At 34.3% G+C, this 19,334-nt stretch carries 15 protein-coding genes; 4 read left to right on the top strand and 11 right to left on the bottom strand.

Annotated elements, in window-relative coordinates; all coding sequences use genetic code 11:
- Positions 1-35 precede the first annotated feature (35 nt).
- Positions 36-848 (top strand): alpha/beta hydrolase, encoded by an 813-nt coding sequence (locus tag bsdE14_RS15845; RefSeq protein WP_264850973.1) that lies wholly within the window; start codon positions 36-38, stop codon positions 846-848.
- Positions 849-899: 51 nt separating this feature from the next.
- Here bsdE14_RS15845 and bsdE14_RS15840 read toward each other — a convergent pair whose 3' ends face one another.
- From bsdE14_RS15840 to bsdE14_RS15815, 6 genes are all read right to left on the bottom strand, one after another.
- Positions 900-2,669 (bottom strand): oleate hydratase, encoded by a 1,770-nt coding sequence (locus tag bsdE14_RS15840; protein ID WP_264850972.1) that lies wholly within the window; start codon positions 2,667-2,669, stop codon positions 900-902.
- A 137-nt stretch (positions 2,670-2,806) separates the two neighbouring features.
- Complete coding sequence (locus bsdE14_RS15835) at positions 2,807-3,379, bottom strand: TetR/AcrR family transcriptional regulator (RefSeq protein ID WP_264850971.1); 573 nt, start codon at positions 3,377-3,379, stop codon at positions 2,807-2,809.
- Positions 3,380-3,525: 146 nt separating this feature from the next.
- Positions 3,526-3,867, bottom strand: a complete 342-nt coding sequence (locus bsdE14_RS15830) for a hydrogenase maturation nickel metallochaperone HypA (protein ID WP_264850970.1) — start codon at positions 3,865-3,867, stop codon at positions 3,526-3,528.
- Between the two features lie 96 nt (positions 3,868-3,963).
- Positions 3,964-6,633 (bottom strand): FAD-dependent oxidoreductase, encoded by a 2,670-nt coding sequence (locus bsdE14_RS15825; RefSeq protein WP_264850969.1) that lies wholly within the window; start codon positions 6,631-6,633, stop codon positions 3,964-3,966.
- Between the two features lie 38 nt (positions 6,634-6,671).
- Positions 6,672-7,343 (bottom strand): hydrogenase nickel incorporation protein HypB, encoded by a 672-nt coding sequence (gene hypB / locus bsdE14_RS15820; protein ID WP_264850968.1) that lies wholly within the window; start codon positions 7,341-7,343, stop codon positions 6,672-6,674.
- A gap of 334 nt (positions 7,344-7,677) precedes the next feature.
- Positions 7,678-8,049: a DUF3052 domain-containing protein gene (locus bsdE14_RS15815; RefSeq protein WP_264850967.1), complete on the bottom strand. Its 372-nt coding sequence runs from the start codon at positions 8,047-8,049 to the stop codon at positions 7,678-7,680.
- A 159-nt stretch (positions 8,050-8,208) separates the two neighbouring features.
- On the opposite strand from bsdE14_RS15815, the gene bsdE14_RS15810 reads away from it, so the two are divergent.
- On the top strand, positions 8,209-9,408 hold the full coding sequence (locus tag bsdE14_RS15810) for an alanyl-tRNA editing protein (protein ID WP_264850966.1): 1,200 nt from the start codon (positions 8,209-8,211) through the stop codon (positions 9,406-9,408).
- A 50-nt stretch (positions 9,409-9,458) separates the two neighbouring features.
- Here bsdE14_RS15810 and bsdE14_RS15805 read toward each other — a convergent pair whose 3' ends face one another.
- The gene (locus tag bsdE14_RS15805; RefSeq protein ID WP_264850965.1) at positions 9,459-11,105 is read right to left on the bottom strand and encodes a hypothetical protein; all 1,647 of its coding nucleotides are present in this window, start codon (positions 11,103-11,105) and stop codon (positions 9,459-9,461) included.
- Between the two features lie 274 nt (positions 11,106-11,379).
- Here bsdE14_RS15805 and bsdE14_RS15800 point away from each other — a divergent pair, with 274 nt between their 5' ends.
- Positions 11,380-13,386 carry a methyl-accepting chemotaxis protein gene (locus tag bsdE14_RS15800; protein WP_264850964.1) on the top strand — a complete coding sequence of 669 codons (2,007 nt, stop codon included), beginning with the start codon at positions 11,380-11,382 and terminating at the stop codon, positions 13,384-13,386.
- 43 nt (positions 13,387-13,429) lie between these two features.
- Here the strand turns inward: bsdE14_RS15800 and bsdE14_RS15795 are convergent, their stop codons facing one another.
- The 3 genes from bsdE14_RS15795 to bsdE14_RS15785 all read right to left on the bottom strand — a co-directional run bounded on the left by bsdE14_RS15795 (position 13,430) and on the right by bsdE14_RS15785 (position 16,890).
- Complete coding sequence (locus bsdE14_RS15795) at positions 13,430-13,774, bottom strand: winged helix-turn-helix transcriptional regulator (RefSeq protein ID WP_264850963.1); 345 nt, start codon at positions 13,772-13,774, stop codon at positions 13,430-13,432.
- An 87-nt stretch (positions 13,775-13,861) separates the two neighbouring features.
- Positions 13,862-14,959 carry an NADH:flavin oxidoreductase gene (locus tag bsdE14_RS15790; RefSeq protein WP_264850962.1) on the bottom strand — a complete coding sequence of 366 codons (1,098 nt, stop codon included), beginning with the start codon at positions 14,957-14,959 and terminating at the stop codon, positions 13,862-13,864.
- Positions 14,960-14,973: 14 nt separating this feature from the next.
- A complete protein-coding gene (locus bsdE14_RS15785) occupies positions 14,974-16,890 on the bottom strand; it encodes an oxidoreductase (protein ID WP_264850961.1) in 1,917 nt (638 codons plus the stop codon).
- Between the two features lie 288 nt (positions 16,891-17,178).
- Here bsdE14_RS15785 and bsdE14_RS15780 point away from each other — a divergent pair, with 288 nt between their 5' ends.
- A complete protein-coding gene (locus bsdE14_RS15780; RefSeq protein WP_264850960.1) occupies positions 17,179-17,385 on the top strand; it encodes a hypothetical protein in 207 nt (68 codons plus the stop codon).
- 52 nt (positions 17,386-17,437) lie between these two features.
- On the opposite strand, the gene bsdE14_RS15775 is transcribed toward bsdE14_RS15780, so the two are convergent.
- Positions 17,438-19,216 carry a glycoside hydrolase family 36 protein gene (locus tag bsdE14_RS15775; RefSeq protein ID WP_264850959.1) on the bottom strand — a complete coding sequence of 593 codons (1,779 nt, stop codon included), beginning with the start codon at positions 19,214-19,216 and terminating at the stop codon, positions 17,438-17,440.
- Positions 19,217-19,334: the final 118 nt, after the last annotated feature.

Below are 19,334 nucleotides of genomic sequence, written 5' to 3'. Positions count from 1 at the left end.
ATACAATGGTATCCCCAGCGATAGGAGGAATTAAAATGGCTATATTACAAGTAAATTTTAACTCTAAATCTTTAATGAAAAGTGTTCCGATTCTAGTTATTTTACCAACAGATAAGGAACCATCACCAGGAATGCCTTTTGTAGAAGATAAACCATATAAAACTCTGTATCTTCTTCATGGTATATATGGCGATTATATGAATTGGCTATCACATACAAGAATTCAAAAATGGGCAGAAGAGAAAAATCTTGCTGTGGTTATGCCTTCAGGAGATAATTCGTTCTATGTTGACAATCCTAGACCTGGAAACTTCTATGGGGAGTTTATTGGAAAGGAATTAGTTGAGATTACAAGAAAAATGTTTAATCTCTCTCATAAAAGAGAAGATACATTTATAGCTGGTCTTTCTATGGGAGGCTTCGGTGCTATAAGAAATGGGTTAAAATATAATGAAAACTTTGGCTGCATTGCAGGACTCTCTAGTGCTCTGACCCTTGAACAAACCCTAAACATGCCTTATGATGAGAGATCTTTGATTGGAAATCGTGCATACTTCGAAAATTGCTTTGGAGACTTAAATGAGGCTGTTAAAAGTGATAAAAATCCAACGGTACTTGTGGAATTAATCAAAGAAAAGATGCAGCAGGATAGCAGTATACATTTCCCTAAAATATATATGGCATGCGGTACAGAGGACTCTTTGGTTGTAGCCAATCGCAATTTCAGAGATTTCCTTATAAGTAATGGTATTGATGTTACTTATGAAGAAGGACCTGGAGAGCATAACTGGGAATTCTGGGATACATATATTAAAAGAGTTCTTGAATGGCTTCCTTTGGAGGATTAGAATTTATAATAAAAAAGTCCACCGATTATTAAAATCAGTGGACTTTTTTATTTAAATTATATTATATCTTGCAAGCAACTCTTCTACAACTGTTCCTTTAACCTTTTTCATAACTTCCATTAAACCCTGTTTTGCTTCAATTGGAAGATCTACATCAGTTATCTTCTTTCCCTCCATCATCTTTGATGTTGAATCTAAAAGAACTCTTACATCATAGCAGGAGTTAAATACCTCTGGAACTCCTCTGTCTATATTAAGTAAAGTGTATACTGCTTCCATTGCAGTTCTTACAGAATATTCAGTTGTGAATACAACATCGCGAGGTGCTTCAGCGAATTGTCCAAGGAAAGCAAAGTTAACGCATCCATCTGGAACTACATTAGGTCTGTCACCTGCTGTTCTAGGCATAAAGAATGCAGTTATATAAGGCATCATACATGGAACACAGTTAGCTGACTTTGTTGCCATATCATGAATTTCATTTTCTGGAACACCAAGGTGATATAACCATTCTTCAACTATTTCTGTTCCAGTACATTCTCTCATTGGCTTTTTAATATAATTACCAGGTACATCAGTAAATAATCCATATACCCATACAACTAATTGATCTTTAGGTTGTGATTTAAAGTGAGGTTGACGGTTTAAAGTGTAACTCATTAGCCAATTTGAATCCTTAACTGTAATTATACCGCCTGTAACAACCTTTCCGCTGAATGGATCACGCTTACAAATCTTTTCGATGTAAGGTGGGATTCTGTCATCAAGAGTTGTAACTGTAGCTGATTCCCAGTTTGTTGCTTTAGTGTCAGTACAGAACTTATCTGGATGTCCAAAGGATGGATCTTGTTCAGCAATATTTCTCCAAAGCTCCCAGCATCCTTTTATTGAATTATCAAATACAGGTGCATTATCATTATCACCTAAAGCAGCATTTTCTGTACAGCTGCCATTTGTAACGAATACTAAATCATCTTCTATTAAGTCTATGCATTCTTCTTTTCCCTCATGTTCGCAGATGATTTTCTTTGCAACTTTCTTTTCCTCTGTAATATCAAATACAACATTCTTTACTACAGTGTTATATTGGAATTGAACACCATGTGCTTCCAAGTATTTAATCATTGGAAGAATTAAGGATTCATATTGATTATATTTTGTGAATTTCAAGCTGCTGAAATCAGGTAGTCCACCAATATGGTGAATAAATCTTTGGAAATAAAGCTTCATTTCTAAAGCACTATGCCATTCTTCAAAAGCGAACATAGTTCTCCAATATAACCAAAAGTTAGAATTAAAGAAGTCTTCTGATAACACTTCATTCATTTTCTTATCATATAAATATTTATCAGGAGTCATAAATAGCTTTACAAGTTCCATAGAAGCTTTATCACTTAGAGTAAATTTTCCATCAGTGTGAGCATCTTCTCCTCTATTTGTTATTACTCTTTGTAATGAATAATTTGGATCTTTCTTATTTAGCCAGTAATATTCATCTAGTACTGAAAGGCCTTCTGTTTCAATTGATGGAATTGAACGGAATAAATCCCATAAACACTCGAAATGACTTTCCATTTCTCTTCCGCCACGAATAATAAAGCCTTTTTCATTATTTCTGATACCGTCACAAGCTCCTCCCGGAAGATCCATCTCTTCTAGAAAATGAATGTGTTCACCTTTCATTTGTCCATCTCTTACTAGAAAGCATGCTGCTGCTAGAGAAGCTAAACCCGCTCCAACTAAGTAAGCTGATTTATTATCTACATCAGCTGGTTTTTCAGGACGCGCAAAAGCTTCATAATTTCCATTACTATAATACATTATTAATTCCCTCCAGTTCATTTTATCCTATGTTTATATGATAAAAAAAACTAAAAATTTCCTCAATAGACAATGTAAGCCCTGTGTTTAAAGCTTGTACACAGGGCCTACATTGTAAAAAGTTTATACAAAGATGCCTATTTGTATAAACTTTTGTCTTTTTTAAATTTTTTCAGTGCTTGTTCTATATCCCCTTGGATAAGAATGCTTAAGCGTTCAACAATGGCAGAAGGATCTTCCCTCATTCCTGTACGAATCCATTGTTCAATGAGTCCCACGAATCCGTATTTGTAAAAATTACATATAAACGCTTTATCATCCTCTCTTACTGACAAACCAGCAGCTTTTTCTTCTATAACACCCATTAAAAGAATATAGCATTCATTGCTAAGGAATCCCTGGAGATGCTCCCTATTAGCAGAATGATAGGTATTTGTTACAAGTGCTTTATTATCTAGAATATATTGAAAAACTTGTACAAAGCCTTGCTGCCATGTATCATAAGTTTTTTTGTTACCTAAAGCCTTCGTTGCTTCGCTACTATAAATCCATTCTACAAGATCATAAATGTCCTTAAAATGATAATAGAAGGTTTGCCTATTAACTTCACAGTCTTCCACAATATCAATAACAGTAATCTTATCGAGTGGTTTTCCAGCAATTAATTTTTTCAGCGAAGCTGCTAGTGCTTTTTTTGTTGTTTGCGCCATAAAACCCCTCCATTTCATATTGTATATTGCGCAATACAAAGTGTCACCACGTCACGTACATAATTGACTCTATTGTGCCATGCGAAACATCCCCGCAGTTCCATAAGTAATGGCGTGTGCCACGCGAAACGTCCCCGTTGCACAGCTTAGCAAGCGACTATTTCTTTAATCATGAACTCTTTTCCACACAGTATCTCCCAATGTCTGCTTCCACAGTGTGGACATTTATTTTTATTCTCAATAAGATTAAAAACCTTATTACAATCTTTGCAAATGCCGTTTCCTGGCAAAATTTCAATTTCTAATTTCGTTTTTTCTAGCGACGTCCCATACACTGCTGCTGGGTAGCATTCTTCTATGTATCTTGGAATCATGGGTGATAGTTCCCCTATTTGAAGGACTAGCTTTTCAATTTTTGTTACTCTATTTTCTCTTGCAAAATTCTCAACCATTTTAACAACTTCAATCATAACTCCTATTTCATGCAAATTAAATCACCTCTCTTATCAGAGTATAAAGAACGGGAGAACTCCTGCTCCCCCGTAATTATTAACTTTAATAGTCTATTAACCTTCGTTATCTTTCTATTTTGTAAAAAGCCTCTTCACATTTTTCATTGCAATTCTTCCTTGACGTTTGATAACGTGTTTTATAACTATAGGTTTCATATGATCAATATCTGAACCAGCTGCATCATATTTTCTAACCAATGAAATTGCATCAAATTTACATTTAGTAGTACAAACTCCACAGCCTACACATTGGTATTGATCCACAACTGTAGCACCACAGCCAAGGCAACGCTCTGTTTCCTTCTTAACCTGCTCTTCAGTAAAGGTAACACGGGTATCCTTAAAGCTTACTTTTGATGTATCTCCTTCTACATGAAGTGCTCTTTGTCTAGGTAAACGATCATATCCAGCCATGTCTAGGTTTTCTTTATCAAGAGCGTGGTATTCCCTTTCTCTAACTAAGGTCAAACTGTCTCCATGAACATAACGATGAATTGAAATATAACCTTGCTTTCCAAGCGCAATTGCATCGATAGCAAATTTTGGTCCAGTTAAAGCATCTCCGCCTGCAAATACATCTTCCTCACCAGTTTGATAGGTTACTGGGTCAGCTTTTATTGTCTTATTTGGATTTAATTCAATCTTGGAGCCTTCTAGTAGGTTACCCCAATCTATTCCTTGACCAACTGAAAGCAGTACATTACTTGCTTTTACTATCTTTGTTGTATTTTCATCGAATTTAGGATTAAATCTCTTATTTTCATCAAAAACGGAAATACACTTTTTGAACTCTACTCCTACCACATGCCCATTTTCAACTATAATTCTCTTTGGACCCCATGAATTGTTTATAACAATTCCTTCTGCTTCTGCTTCTTCAATTTCTTCATCAAGCGCAGGCATTTCTACTCTGCTCTCTAAGCAGAACATATCTACAGCTGAAGCGCCAATTCTCTCAGCGGTTCTAGCAACGTCTATAGCAACATTTCCTCCACCTATAACAACTGTAGGTCCTTCTAATCTTAGATCTTCACCTAAGTTTACTCTACGTAAGAATTCAACACCAGTTATTACGCCTTCAGAATTTTCACCTTCAAGTCCGAGGCCTCTACCAGCTTGAGCACCTATTGCTAAATAAAAGGCATTATATCCTTGCTTTCTTAATTCAGGAATTGTTACATCCTTGCCTACCTCAACTCCTGTCTTAAATTCCACTCCTAGTTCTTTAAGTACATCTATTTCTGATTCAACTACTTCTTTTTCAAGTCTGAAGGAAGGTATTCCAAGTGTTAACATACCACCAAGCTTCTTTTGCTTTTCAAACACTGTTACTTCATATCCATCAACAGCTAAGAAATAAGCACATGAAAGTCCTGCAGGGCCTGCACCTACTACAGCAATTTTTCCTGATCTTTTTACCATTTTTTCAGGTACATAGCGATGTTCTGCTTTCATATCTTGATCAGCAATGAACTTTTTAACTTCATCAACTGCTAGTGGCTCATCCACGTCTCCTCTTGTACAAACAGCTTCACACTTTCTTGGGCAGATACGTCCGCAAATTGCTGGTAGTGGATTTTCTTTCTTTATAAGCTCAAGTGCATCTCTATATCTTCCTTGTGATGCCATCTTAATATATCCTTGAACTGCTATATGAGCTGGACATCCAGTTTTACATGGGCTTGTTCCACCATCATCAACAACCTTACGATGACGATAATCAAAATTCCATTTATCTTTTCCCCATTTAGTATCATATGGAGTATCTTTTTGTTTAGGAGCTTCAACAGGGTCCTTTGAACATAATTTTTGTCCTAAGGTTAATGCATTTGATGGGCAGTTTTCTACACACTCTCCGCAAGCAACACACTTTTCTGTATCTACTTGTGAAACATAGTTTGATCTAGACCAATCAGGGTTTCTATAAAGATTTGCATTTCTTAGTCCAAAGCAAGAGCATCCACAACAATTACAAATAGCAAGTGCATTTCCTGGTCCTGATAAATTAGGTATTTGATGCATTAGTCCTTCTTTTTCAGCCTGTAAACAAATTTCCCTAGCTTCTTCCCTAGTAACTTCTTTGCCTTTTCCTGTACGAATATAGTATTCAGCAGCTGGTCCTAGTCTAAGGCATATGTCTTCAACTCTATGTCCACAACCTTGTCCAATTACTCTCATGGATGCACGGCATGCACAATCTGTAACAGCAAAAAGATCATATTTATTAAGAAGGTATTCTATTTCTTCATAAGAAGCCTTTCTTGTATCTCCATCAATAGCGCTTTGAACTGGAATAACTCTCATTACACCTAGTCCAACTGGAATATTTCCTGCCATTAATGCACCTAATTTTCTTGTATATTCTTCAAAACACTCACCAATTACTGGGTACTTCTCCAAGTTTTCTTTTTTATCTACCATGTATTCCATACATCCTGGAACGAAAAGCTCAAGACAATACTGATCAACACCATCAACTGTTTCTAATTTAATAACACCATCTACAGCCATTTGATACAACATTTTTTCTACTTCTGCAGCTGGTTTTCCGCATTTTGCAGCGACTTCCTGTACAGTTTTAAATTTTCTTATTTCAAGACAAAGTGCTACTTCTGCCATTTCATCAGTAACAAGCGGCTCAAAAATTCTATATTCCGGATCTTCTGGTTTTACTTTTACTAGTCCGCCAGTGATACCAGCAGCTATTTTATTGGCCATTTCGAGTACTTTTTTCTTTACCATCTTATTATTTCCCCCCAAGATAATATTACATTATATAATTATTTTTCATTCCAATTTTTAACTTCGCTGCGAAGCCAATTAGCCCACTGGTCAATTCCTTCACCTGTCTTAGCTGATATAGGTATAACCTTGATATTAGGATTTAATTTTTTCACACGTTCTTCTACCGCTTTAAAATCAAAGTCAAAAATGCTTATAGCATCAATTTTGTTAATTAAAAGTACATCAACTATTGAAAACATTAGTGGATATTTTAGAGGCTTGTCGTCTCCCTCTGGTACGCTTAAAATCATAGCGTTCTTTGATGCACCAGTATCAAACTCTGCTGGGCATACTAGGTTTCCAACGTTCTCTAGTATTGCAATGTCAACATCTTCAGTTCCAAGTGCTTCAAGACCTTGTTTAGTCATATCTGCATCTAGATGGCACATTCCGCCTGTATGCAGTTGTATTACCTTTGCACCTGTTTTTGAGATAGTATTTGCGTCCACATCTGAATCAATGTCCGCCTCCATAACCCCAATTCTCATTTCGTCCTTCAAAGCTTCAATTGTTCTTTTTAAGGTAGTTGTCTTTCCTGAACCTGGTGATGACATTAAATTTAACAAAAAGGTCTTTTCTTCTTTTAATTGTTTTCTAAGCAAATCTGCTTGTCTATCGTTATTTTCAAAAACACTTTGCTTAATCTCAATAACCTTGTATTTATCCATATCATCTTTCCTCCATTTCATACTAATTTTTTCTGCATGTTAATTTTCTAACAAACATAACACACGTTACGTATATTTGAATTATACCACCAATTCTAAAAGAATTAAATATATTTTACCAACTATTTTTAATTCTTTTTCCAAATTCTTTTGGCTTTTAACCACTTTTCTGAATTGTTGTAAAAACTTGGCGACTGCATATAGGAAAACCTTTTCCATTCTGGCTCATTTGTACAGTTTAATCTATTCAAAAACAATAAAATAAAGACCTGTTTTAGTCTACATCATAACTAAACAGATCTTTAAAATATGCTTTTCATAAAAAGCTTTAGAACTACATCTTTTTAAATCTCATTGCAGACCACTTCTCATCAAGCGCTGCACTGCTGCAGGCAATGTAGCCAATTTCTTGAGTTGTAGCAAATAATACATCCCTATTTATATCATACTTATTCTTTCTATCCGATTTTGGATAGGAAATCCAAAGTACTCCATTTTCACCTAATAATGATATAGCCTCATTAATTCTATCCAAATAGTCCTGCTTTGAGGTTACAAATAGGTGCACAAAGCCATATTTTTCACATTCACTAAAATCAACTATGCTCTGCTCCTTTGTCATTGCTATGTATTCTTCTGGAGCATATAGGTAAACTCCTGTAGTACCTTCTTTTAGTTTCATCTTTTTAAAAACTGTACTCTCCATCTTTTGCTCTCCTATAAATTTGTTATTTAACTATTTTTATATAATTTAATAATATCATATTAAAAGTATTTACTCTATTTTACTTGTAATATTACTATACATTGAATTATTATTTATTAAAGAGGATATTAATTAAGATATACTTACGAGGTGAATATAATGGAAAAACTATTTTACGAAAGTCAATATATCAAGGACTTCACAGCAGAAATTATTGATGTAAAAGAGATAGATGGCAAATTTCATGTGATTTTAGACAAGACTGCTTTTTTTCCTGGTGGAGGTGGTCAATTTTGTGATCTAGGTTTTATAGAAAATAATGAAGTTATAGATGTGTACGAAGAGCATGGAACAATATATCACGTAATGGAAAAAAAGCCTATGAAAATACACAATGTAAAGTGCTCTATTGATTGGGCTAGGCGTGTAGATGGAATGCAGCAGCATTTAGGTCAACACGTACTTTCAGGCTGCTTCTTCTCCTTATTTAAGGCTAATACCTGCGGCTTTCACTTAGGAAAAGACATTAGTACTGTAGACATTGAAGGTATTTTAACTGAAGAGCAGGTAAGAGAAGCTGAAAGACTAGCCAATATACATATAGGTGAAAATTTAAAGGTTAACTTTATAACTCCTTCTAGGAAGGAACTTAAAAATTATAAGCTTAGACGTGCACTTCCAAATACTGACGAGCAGATAAGAATAGTCCAAATTGAAAACTTAGATATAAATGCCTGCTGCGGTGTACATCCTAGTTCAACCATTGAGCTTAGACTTATAAAGATAAAAAGATGGGAAAAATACAAGGGCGCCACAAGAATTGAGTTTTTAGCAGGAAACCGTGCCATAGATGATAATTTTAAAAAGGATAGATTCTCTGAAACTATATGCAGATATCTAAACAGCAATGAAGAAGATTCCATAAAAGCTATTAAGAATTTAGATAGTGACTTAAGAGTACTAAAAGAAGAAAATAAAAACCTTCAAGCTCAACTTCAGGATTTTCAAGTAAAGGAAATACTTGAGGAATCCGGCAAGACAAAGGATATAACTATAGTAAACAGAATATATCACAATGAGGATGCAAAATATATAAGCAAGCTTAGTTCAAAGCTTACAGAAAAGGATAATGTGGTAAGCCTTATAGCTGTAACTTCTGAGGATAGAGCAAATTTAATTTTCACCTGCTCTAAAAATCTAAAGGACTTAAGCATGAATGACTTATTAAAGGATGCCATAACCCTTATTGACGGCAAAGGCGGCGGTAGCAAATCTCTTGCGCAAGGTGCTGGCAAAAACAACAGTAATTTAAGCAGTGTTATTGATTACGCTGTCATGAAGCTAAAAAATATGTTGTAGAATAAAAAGCGTAGATAGATTTAAAATACAAATCTGTCTACGCTGATTTTTTAACTGACCATTTTTTTAAGTACATTTATTTGACTTTCAAGCCACTTAATAATTTCATTTTTATCATTATTTACAGGAGCGATATGCTTCCAGATTTCTTCAAAATACCTGTAAAAAGCTTTAACTATAGTAGGTTCTTCTATGGACAACTGCACCTTTGCTATGTTTTTTGAAGGTTCATAACATTCAAACAGCACTGCTTTCCTATCCTTAACCACACAATTTAAATTGTGGTTTTTCACATCACCTCTAGATATGAATGCAATATTGTAGTTATTGTGGGTTTTAAGAAGGTAGATCACATTTTCTAAATACTCAATTATGTCCTCAGCTTCCAATTCCATAATCTGAACACCTGAATAATTATAATAATAAAACTGCCTGTTTTTTATTAGCATCCTAATAGAATCTTCCATATATATGTCCTTATATTCATAAATCTGTACATTGGACAAAAATGAACTTAATCGCCTTCTATAAATCTCCAATTCCATCAGCATTTCATCCGTAGAAAACTTTTTCCTTTTTAAGAGTTTCTTGTATAAATGTTCATGCATTGTAACCATACTAAAGGAATATTTGTATAAAAATCTATTACCTATGTTTTCTTCACACTCAGTTAAACAAAGTCCATAATCTATACTATTTTCAGAAGAATAATAGGTTATTAATGGGCTCGCCTCATTAGTTAAAATCACATTATAACAATCTATGAAAGTTTTGATAGCAGCTTTGCTTTTAAAGTAAAAGGCACAGTCAACAGTTGAATGAATATTTGTTGAAAAACATGACACTGCACCAATCTCTGGAACTACAAGAATTTCCCTAGATAAAGAGGAATTATCATATTTATTGATATAGTATGGATAAAATTTTCCTGTTTCAAATAGTGGCCTTGAAAAGTGTATAAATTCCATTAATTTATTTATATCACCATCCATTTTTAAAAGCAGAACCAAATTCCATCCACTATTTATAGCCTTTAGCAGTACATCTCTCAAATTAATTAGGGCATGGTGCTGCGAGCTATCTATATCCTGGTAATAAGTTATATAAATTGTATTGCTTATTTCACTGCAGCTTTTCTTTGCAGTTGTTTCAAGTAAATCAATACTTGCAGCTATAACATTTTCTATCCCAAAAATTATTTTATCTTCACTTGATAACTCCATTAATTTTGCGGTATTATTGGAATTCCATACAGGCTTACCCTCATATGAATTGCTTTTTTCAATTAACTTCAGCTTTTCACAAAATGTAAATTTGGATATGTGTTCTTTATCATTTTTATGTTTTTTCTTTTCAATTTGCTTTTCTTTTTTGTTTTCGATTGAATATCCTTGAGCTTCTAATAATACCTTTTTTATTTTTTCTTTAATGTTAGCTTCTAATTCAAAATTCTGCTGTGCACTGAAAAAAAGCTGATTTAACCTAGTTTCTTGAAAAGTATTATGAACATTTTTTGAAAGGTATTCTGAAATATTCTCAATGTGATCTGTATTATACCCGGGAATTCTACTTCCATGAATCCACCGGCTGACAAGTGAGTTATCTACATTAATTGCCTTAGATAATCTACTGATGCTTATATCTAGAGTTGAAAGCATATAATTTAGGCACTCACCAAATGTAATACTAGCTGTCAAAAAGCTCTCCCCCTTAATTCAAATAAGTTATCATTTTTATCATAACAGACAAGATATGCCATAAAACACAACTGTCATAACCAAGTCAATGACAAATCCACAAAAGTGGTATAAACCTTTTTAATATTACTATATCATAAAACAAAAAGGTATATAAAGTTATAAAATGCTTCCATTTTCGATTAATTTTTTAAATGCACTTATTTTATAAAAGTAGAGCTCTATACTGCTTACTTTTATTTAATAATATAATTTTATTCTAAAGGGGGATCATATGTTGCAATTAAGAAGTATCAGAACAAAATTATTTTTATCTTTTGGATCTTTATTAATTATTATTTGTCTTGGACTTGGGTATGTAGCCTATAAATCAGCCACTAGTGCCTTAAGCTCCAACATTGATGATTCTATATCCCGAATGGCAGCTGAATCCGCCGAAGTTGTACAGAATGGAATAAAGGTCCAAACTAATACACTTGAATCACTAGCAGAAAGCGAATTTGTAAAGACAGATAAACTAGCAGCAGAAGAAAAGCTTGAGCTGCTTAAAAATGAAGTTAAGCGAAGTGGACATACTAAAATGGGTATTGCAGATTTACAGGGCAATGTAAAATATACTGATGGAAAAAGTGCAAATCTAGCAGACAGGGATTATTTTAAGGGGGCAGCAGCTGGAAAAGTAGAAGTATCAGATCCGCTAATAAGTAAGGTTGATAACAGCATAGTTTTAGTTTATGCAGTTCCTATAAAAAATAATAATGCAGTGGTTGGAGTACTAATTGCTGTTCGTGATGGCAATGCCCTAAGCGATTTTACTAGTGATATAAAATTCGGTAAAAGCGGCACAGCTTTTATGGTTAGCAATAATGGTACAACCGTAGCAAATCAAGATAAAAATCTTGTACTAAAAATGGATAATACTTTAGAGAATGCGAAAAAAGATACAGAACTAAAGTCTATATCTGAACTAATAAAACAAATGACAGAAGGAAAAAGTGGTGTAGGCGAATATAACTACAAGGGTTCTAATTACTACATGGGCTTTGCTCCAGTGCAAGGATCCCGCTGGTCCTTAGCTATAACAGCCCCAAAGCAGGAAGTAATGTCAAAAATAAATGAGCTTATCACAATATTAAGTTTCAGCTTTATCTTTTTCGTTGCCATAAGTATAATCATTACAATAATGATTTCAAGAAGTATTACTAAACCAATAAAAACAGCCTCTGACTGTTTAAGCATTGTTGCAACAGGAGATTTTACTTATGAGGTTCCTAAAGGGCTTCTTAAAATGAGAGATGAAACAGGTATTTTAGCAAATACAATAAGTACAATGCAAAAGTCCTTAAAGGCTCTTGTAATAAAGGTTGCTGAAGAATCTTCCAATGTGAGCAGAATGCTTATTGATATTAATGAAGAAGTGAATAAGCTTACTAAAAATATAGAGGGAATATCAGCTACCTCAGAAGAACTGTCTGCAGGAGCCGAAGAAACTGCTTCAGCCACTGAAGAAATGAATGTTACCTCCTTAGAAATTGAAAAAACTGTGGAAGTAATTGCTTCAAAAGCCCAGGAGGGTTCAATTACTGTAGGTGAAATAAATAGCATGAGTAATGAAATGAAACATTATGCAAAGACTTCCAAAGAAAATGCCCTTGAAATATACGGAAAAACAAAGATAGATCTGCAAATGGCAATTGATAAGTCAAAGGCTGTAAATCAAATTAATGAATTATCTGAGGCTATTCTTGAAATAACTTCACAAACAAATCTGCTCGCCTTGAATGCAGCAATTGAAGCTGCAAGAGCTGGTGAAGCTGGAAAGGGCTTTTCAGTGGTTGCTGATGAAATAAGAAAGCTGGCAGAAGACTCAAAAAATATGGTTTCTAAAATACAAGATGTTACTGCAGTGATATTAGAAGCTGTAAATAATCTTTCTTCCAGCTCTGGTGAAATTTTAGAGTTTATAGACAAGCGAGTACTATATGATTATGATAGCCTTGTAAATACCAGCGAACATTTCAGCCAAAGCTCTGCGAAAGTAAATGATATAGTAACTGACTTTAGTGCTACTTCTGAAGAGCTCTTTGCTTCGATGCAGAACATGGTTAGATCAATAGAAGAAATATCAAGTGCTTCTAATGATGAGGCTCAGGGTGCTTCAAATATTGCTGAGGAAGCTTCAAATATAACACAGATGTCCTATGAGGTCATAAATCTATCACAATCAGCAAAAGAAAAGTCAGATTCTCTAGTAAAAATAGTTTCTATGTTTAAAATATAATTTAAGGAGCGTAAATGAATTTGTGTAAATTCATTTATGCTCCTTATTCTTCAATATTCTGTATAAATTCACTATAATGCTTTTTTGACCAGTCCTCTATCATCTTTAATGCTGGAGCAAGCTCCCTGCCTTTTTCCGTCAGCTTATATTCAACCCTTGGGGGTACTTCAGCATAAATAATTTTATCTATTAAACCGTCTTCCTCAAGCTCACGTAATTGCTCATTTAATACCTTTTGACTTACACCGCAGGTAATTCTCTGCAATTCTAAGAATCTTTTAGGTCCTTCAATAAGATGACATAGTATTACTGCCTTCCATTTTCCCCTTATGATTTCAAAGCCCAGGTCTAAAAGACATACGTATTGTTTATTATTATAATTTATCACTAATATTCACCTGCCTAATATTTTGCGTACATAAATATTATAATATAAATTTATAATTAATAAACAACCTGCACATTAATAAATTTATTATCTAATAATGCATCTTTTCCCTGGCGTATAATAACACTTATTACAGGATATGCATTTAGGTTTTCTAATATCTCCTGAGGCCCATCTATTTATCAAATCTGGCTCACATGTTAGAGGTCTTCCTACTGCAAAGTATTCAATGTTATTTTTATTCAAAAGCTCTTCCATCACCTCAATATGCCTGTTTCCGCCAACTAAAATAACAGGAATGGAAATCCTTTTAGCTAATTCTATGGCATAATCCTTAAAATAGCTTTCCTTTTCAGTACTGTTATATATACCTGTTCTTGCGGTGGTAAGATTATTTTCTATTGCTTCTGTGCTTGATTCATTACCACCACTTACATCAATAGCATCTGCTCCCAGCTTAGCTAAAGCCTCAGCCACATATAAGCTATCCTCTATAGTTAATCCATTTTCCATATAATCTGAACTATTTATCTTAAAGAAAATAGGGAATCTTTCTCCCACAGCCTTACGTACTTGATTATATACATCAAATAGAATTCTTGAACGATTTTCAATACTGCCTCCATACTCATCAGTTCTTCTGTTATAGTATGGACATAGGAATTGACTCAATAAATAGCCATGGGCAGTATGAATTTCAACTCCATCAAAGCCTGCTCTTTTAGCTCTTAACGCAGCCTCAGCATATGATTTTGCTAGCTCTTTTATTTCATGCTTTGTCACAGCTCTAGGTGTAATTTTAGTAGTTTGATTTTCAACCGCAGATGGTCCCAAAATTTTCCTTCCCCCTATAGGAGCATAGGTAAGAGACCCTCCGCTAGCTATTTGCAAAATTACATTTGTATCATATTGATGAATCATATTTGTAAACTTCTTAAAATCCTCTATGGAAGAATCATCATAAATACCTACCATATTTGTATTAGGCTGATCCTCTTCTCTTATATAGCTGTAGCCTGTTATGATAGTTCCTACTCCTCCTTTAGCTAATTCCTCATATATTTTAAAAATCTCTGGAGTTAATCTTCCCTTTTCTCCAGCTAGAGCAAGGTATAAACCTGCTCTAACAAATCTATTTTTCATTTTCATGCCCTTCAGCACAGTTTTATCAAAAAGAGTTTTCATTAGTTTTTGCCCCCTTATATAACAAGTGCAGTCTTATAAGCTAAATTAATACCATCTAATGCTTTACCAACTACAGAAGCATCACCTATAACAGTAATCTTATATTGGTTTTCTAAAGTCTTTGCAAGTGATTTGTTAGATCTTGAGCCTATTGCAAGTACAACCTGTGAAGCTTCAAGTTCCTTTTTACCTTCTAATGTTTCAATTACTATAGTTGAATCTTTAATCTCTAAAACCTTAGAATTTACATAGCATGGCACTTCATACTTTTTTAGTTCTTCTAATAGAAATTGTTTTGAAGCACTTTCCATATCTCTAGCTATTTCAGGAAGCATTTCAACTATAGCCACCTTTTTATTGTGCACAGCTATATGATCAGCAGTTTCAGCGCCCACAAGTCCACCACCTATAACAACTACCTTATCTTTTAAGTCAACCTTTCCTTGAAGCACATCATTTGCAGTAAATACATGCTGCTTATCTGCTCCAGGTATTGGCGGAACTATTGGATTAGCTCCAGTTGCAATTATAACCTCATCTGGATCTTCACTTACTACTAATTCCTTTGTTACTTCTGTATTTAATGCTACCGTAACTCCAGCCCTCTGCAGTTCTCCCTTTTGCCATACTGTTAGTGTATTTAAAAGCTCTTTTCCTGGTGGAATAGCAGCAAGAAGCCATTGACCGCCTAGCCTGTCGGCTTTTTCATATAGAGTTACTTCATGTCCACGTTTTGAAGCTACAATAGCAGCTTCCATACCAACTGGTCCGCCCCCTATAACCATGACCTTTTTCTTAACCTCAGCTTCTTTTATTTCATATTCCACTTCTTTTCCTGTTTTAGGATTTACTAAACAAGATACAGACTCCTGCATGGCAATTTTACCCTGGCAGCCCTGTCTGCAGCCTATACAGTAAATAATCTCATCAAATTTACCCTGTTTAGCCTTCATAGGAAGGTATGGATCAGCTATAGAAGCTCTGCCCATTGCTATAAAGTCCGCCTTTCCTTCCTTTAATAGTGACTCAGCAACCATAGGATATATGATTTTATTTACTGTGAAAACTGGTATATTAACAACCCTTTTAATTTCTTTAGCATAATCTGAAAATATAGCAGTTTTAATTACAGTTGGAGCAGATACTATAGCGCCGCTCTTATATACACCAGCTGATACATGGAGTGCAGCAACACCCTTTTCCTCTAGTATTTGAGCTATTATTTTAGTATCCTCGATAGTTAAGCCGCCTTCTACCATTTCATCAGCAGATATTCTAAAGATGATAGGATAATGCTCTCCAACTAAAGCCTTTGCTCTTTCTATTATCTGAATAGGAAATCTTAATCTATTCATAAAGTTTCCGCCATATTCATCAGTTCTCTTATTTGAAAATGGAGACATAAACTGATTTATAAGGTACCCATGCGCACCATGAAGCTCAATTGCATCATATCCAGCTTCTTTGCATCTTCTTATTGCTTGTGCAAACTTTTCAACTAATTCTCTTACTTCTTCATTTGTCAATTCCTTAGGGGTTTCTTCCTGTGTAGGGTCTTGAACAGGTGAAGGTGCTACTGGTCTTCTGCCAGTTATAACACTGCTCGACTCTCTTCCAGCATGGTAAACTTGAACTGCTATTTTAGCACCAGCCTTATGAACTCTTTCCACTAGTTCCGTATGCTCTTCCATCATGTCGTCTGACCATAGGCCAGCTATTCTCTTAAAGCCAGCTCCATAAGGATCCACTACATTATCTTCGCAGATAATAAGCCCCCAGCCTCCTTTTGCCTTTTCTTCGTAATATCTTATATATCTTTCAGTTAACCTACCGTCCTCAGCTGCAAATTCAGTAAGCATTGGAGGCACTATAAGTCTATTTTTAACCTCTAAGTTTCCTATTCTGCCAGGTTCAAAAATCTTCTTAAGCATTATTTACTCTCCTTTATTATTTATAAATTGCTTATAAGCATTAACTTACTTTAAGTATGTTATATTATAGGCAATTAGAAAAGTACGCACTTTAAAGTAGGACAGGTTACCCAAAGGTAGGAATTGTGTATTATTAAGCATGAGGCTTGTATTATTTTCTCTACAAATTACAATACTGAAACACACACATTAGATATTAAGGATATATTAGTGCAACTATATCCATTATCTGGTACAATGTAAATAAGTAATAGTTTAGCATATTCTAATCATGGAAGGGGATTTACTATGGAGGAACTAAAAGTCATTTTAGAAAAGTTCGCAGAATCTGGTTGGGACTTAATTGCTATTCCATCTAAAGTATATCTTAATGGGAATGGATCGAAAGAGGACTTAATCAAAGCAATAGAACAAGCTGACAAAGAATGTGGAAATTGCGGTTGTGAATTTGATCCTATGTATAAAAGATGCCTTGAATTAAGGGACGCATTATAATGAAAAGGAGCGTAAATAATTGTGTTAATCACAATTATTGCGCTCCTTATCTCTATATATTATCTAAAATAAATACTCTGCATTCATACGGTTTCACTAGCAGGTTATTATCATCTACTGAAGCATTATCTTCTCTATCTAAAAATACTTCATTTAGCTTGAAACTGTTTCTATAATACATATCAAACTCTGATAGGTTAATTAAAGCTAAATAATATTTATCATCTACGCTGTAGCGCACCTCAAGAAAGCCAGTTTTAAGCTCTTCTACACTGTTTATTACCTTGTCCTTTAAATTCATTACATGATTGAACATTAGCTGCTTTTTGTCATCATACTTTTTAATATTGTCCGATGTGAAAATAAGGCTGCCAAATATACTGTTCACTCGTGATAATGTCTCCCTTTGAGTATCCGTAAGCATTATGTTATCCTCTCTCAAAAGGAATACATCCGGGTCATTCAAAAATGCTCTTCCATTCAGCTGGCGTCTGCCTATAGCATTTGTTATAGCATTTAATGTAGATACCCTCTCCCTGTGAAGTAGCCTCATATATGGCTTATCATTCCAATCAAGTCCAACATCACAGCCTATTCTGCAGTAATCAACTTTACCAAAGGCAGGTCCAAGAGGTACCCCACAGCCTAGTATTAATTTATCCCCTACACATTCACGCAAAAACTCCATAGCCTCAGTCATGATTTGGCCTCTAGTTTTATCCTTTCTTGGCACAAGGCATACAGCATATAAAAAGTCCAATTTCACCATGTCATAGCCCCAATAATTCAGCACCACAGAAAATACTTCTTTTATATAATCCCTTACTTCCTTATTATATATATCAAGTGCATAGAACTTGCTCCAGTTAGAGCCTCCAAACACCATTTCGCCCTTTTCATCCTTTAAAATCCAGTGCTTCTTTTCCTTAAAAATCTCCGAGTTTGTTTCACACACAAAAGGAGCAAGCCATATTCCAGCCTTAAAGCCGCAAGCTTTTATACTGTCAGCAATATGCTTCATCCCTCTAGAAAATTTAGCTCCATCTATGGAAAGCCAATCCCCTACTGCAGTTTGATAGCCGTCATCTATTTGAAATATCTCAATTTTTTGTTCCAAAGCTTTATAATTATTTAAATTTTCAAGTATTATATCTTCATTAATATTTTGATAGTAATTGTACCAACTTGTCCAACCAGTCATAGGTTTACAGCTTGGCTTTTTAATATTCATTAAGCTAAAATAGGTATCAAAAACTTCACTTTCACTGCCTTTAGTCAAAATTATATCAAAAGCCTCATATTCGCTATTTATGCAATGTCCTTTACATTCCTTATATATTGTTATCTCATTGTTTTTAACTTTTTCTTCTATTATGGTGTAGCCGCTCTTTTCAGATAGAGACCCTATAAGTTCAAGATTTTTTCCCTGTCTTATATAGGAATAGGTGTATCCATGGAAATCACCTATTTTTCTTGAATACTTTTTAAAGGTGTAATCTCCATACTTATCTAACTGATATTTTTTAACTACTGGAGCTGCAAGCTTTGATATTGTTCTTAGTTTTTCATTTACAGAAAACTCTCTGCTGTCAGTCCAGGATTGATAACCATTCACAAATATTTTATGACTATCTTTAAAGGAATAATGAAAAACAACCTTAAGTTCGTATATTTCAAGTTCTGCCATAGGCACGATTGAAACCTTAAGTCTTTTATAATTCTGCTTTTCATCAAGTAGAACTTTTGCACTAAAATCCTCATTTGAAAAATTATCTTTAAAAGTTGTACTTACGTTTTTATTTCCTAAGCTGTAGCTAAAAACAATGTTCATTTCAATACCCCCGTAAACCTCTATTATCACGCTTTAAACTTCTGATAGTTTAACTATCATATTAATAATAATTGTATCACCTATCTTTATTCAAATCAACAAAAACGTTTTCAAGAAG

The organism is Clostridium omnivorum (genome assembly GCF_026012015.1).
GTDB classification, from domain to species: Bacteria; Bacillota; Clostridia; order Clostridiales; family Clostridiaceae; genus Clostridium_AX; species Clostridium_AX omnivorum.
This window is presented reverse-complemented; position numbering and strand designations above follow the sequence as displayed.

What these genes read in the sequence shown, in the direction of transcription:
- bsdE14_RS15845 (WP_264850973.1), top strand. Translation starts at nt 36, where the DNA reads ATGGCTATATTACAAGTAAATTTTAACTCTAAATCTTTAATGAAAAGT.
- bsdE14_RS15840 (WP_264850972.1), bottom strand. Translation starts at nt 2,669, where the DNA reads ATGTATTATAGTAATGGAAATTATGAAGCTTTTGCGCGTCCTGAAAAA.
- bsdE14_RS15835 (WP_264850971.1), bottom strand. Translation starts at nt 3,379, where the DNA reads ATGGCGCAAACAACAAAAAAAGCACTAGCAGCTTCGCTGAAAAAATTA.
- bsdE14_RS15825 (WP_264850969.1), bottom strand. Translation starts at nt 6,633, where the DNA reads ATGGTAAAGAAAAAAGTACTCGAAATGGCCAATAAAATAGCTGCTGGT.
- hypB (WP_264850968.1), bottom strand. Translation starts at nt 7,343, where the DNA reads ATGGATAAATACAAGGTTATTGAGATTAAGCAAAGTGTTTTTGAAAAT.
- bsdE14_RS15815 (WP_264850967.1), bottom strand. Translation starts at nt 8,049, where the DNA reads ATGGAGAGTACAGTTTTTAAAAAGATGAAACTAAAAGAAGGTACTACA.
- bsdE14_RS15810 (WP_264850966.1), top strand. Translation starts at nt 8,209, where the DNA reads ATGGAAAAACTATTTTACGAAAGTCAATATATCAAGGACTTCACAGCA.
- bsdE14_RS15800 (WP_264850964.1), top strand. Translation starts at nt 11,380, where the DNA reads ATGTTGCAATTAAGAAGTATCAGAACAAAATTATTTTTATCTTTTGGA.
- bsdE14_RS15790 (WP_264850962.1), bottom strand. Translation starts at nt 14,959, where the DNA reads ATGAAAACTCTTTTTGATAAAACTGTGCTGAAGGGCATGAAAATGAAA.
- bsdE14_RS15785 (WP_264850961.1), bottom strand. Translation starts at nt 16,890, where the DNA reads ATGCTTAAGAAGATTTTTGAACCTGGCAGAATAGGAAACTTAGAGGTT.
- bsdE14_RS15780 (WP_264850960.1), top strand. Translation starts at nt 17,179, where the DNA reads ATGGAGGAACTAAAAGTCATTTTAGAAAAGTTCGCAGAATCTGGTTGG.
- bsdE14_RS15775 (WP_264850959.1), bottom strand. Translation starts at nt 19,216, where the DNA reads ATGAACATTGTTTTTAGCTACAGCTTAGGAAATAAAAACGTAAGTACA.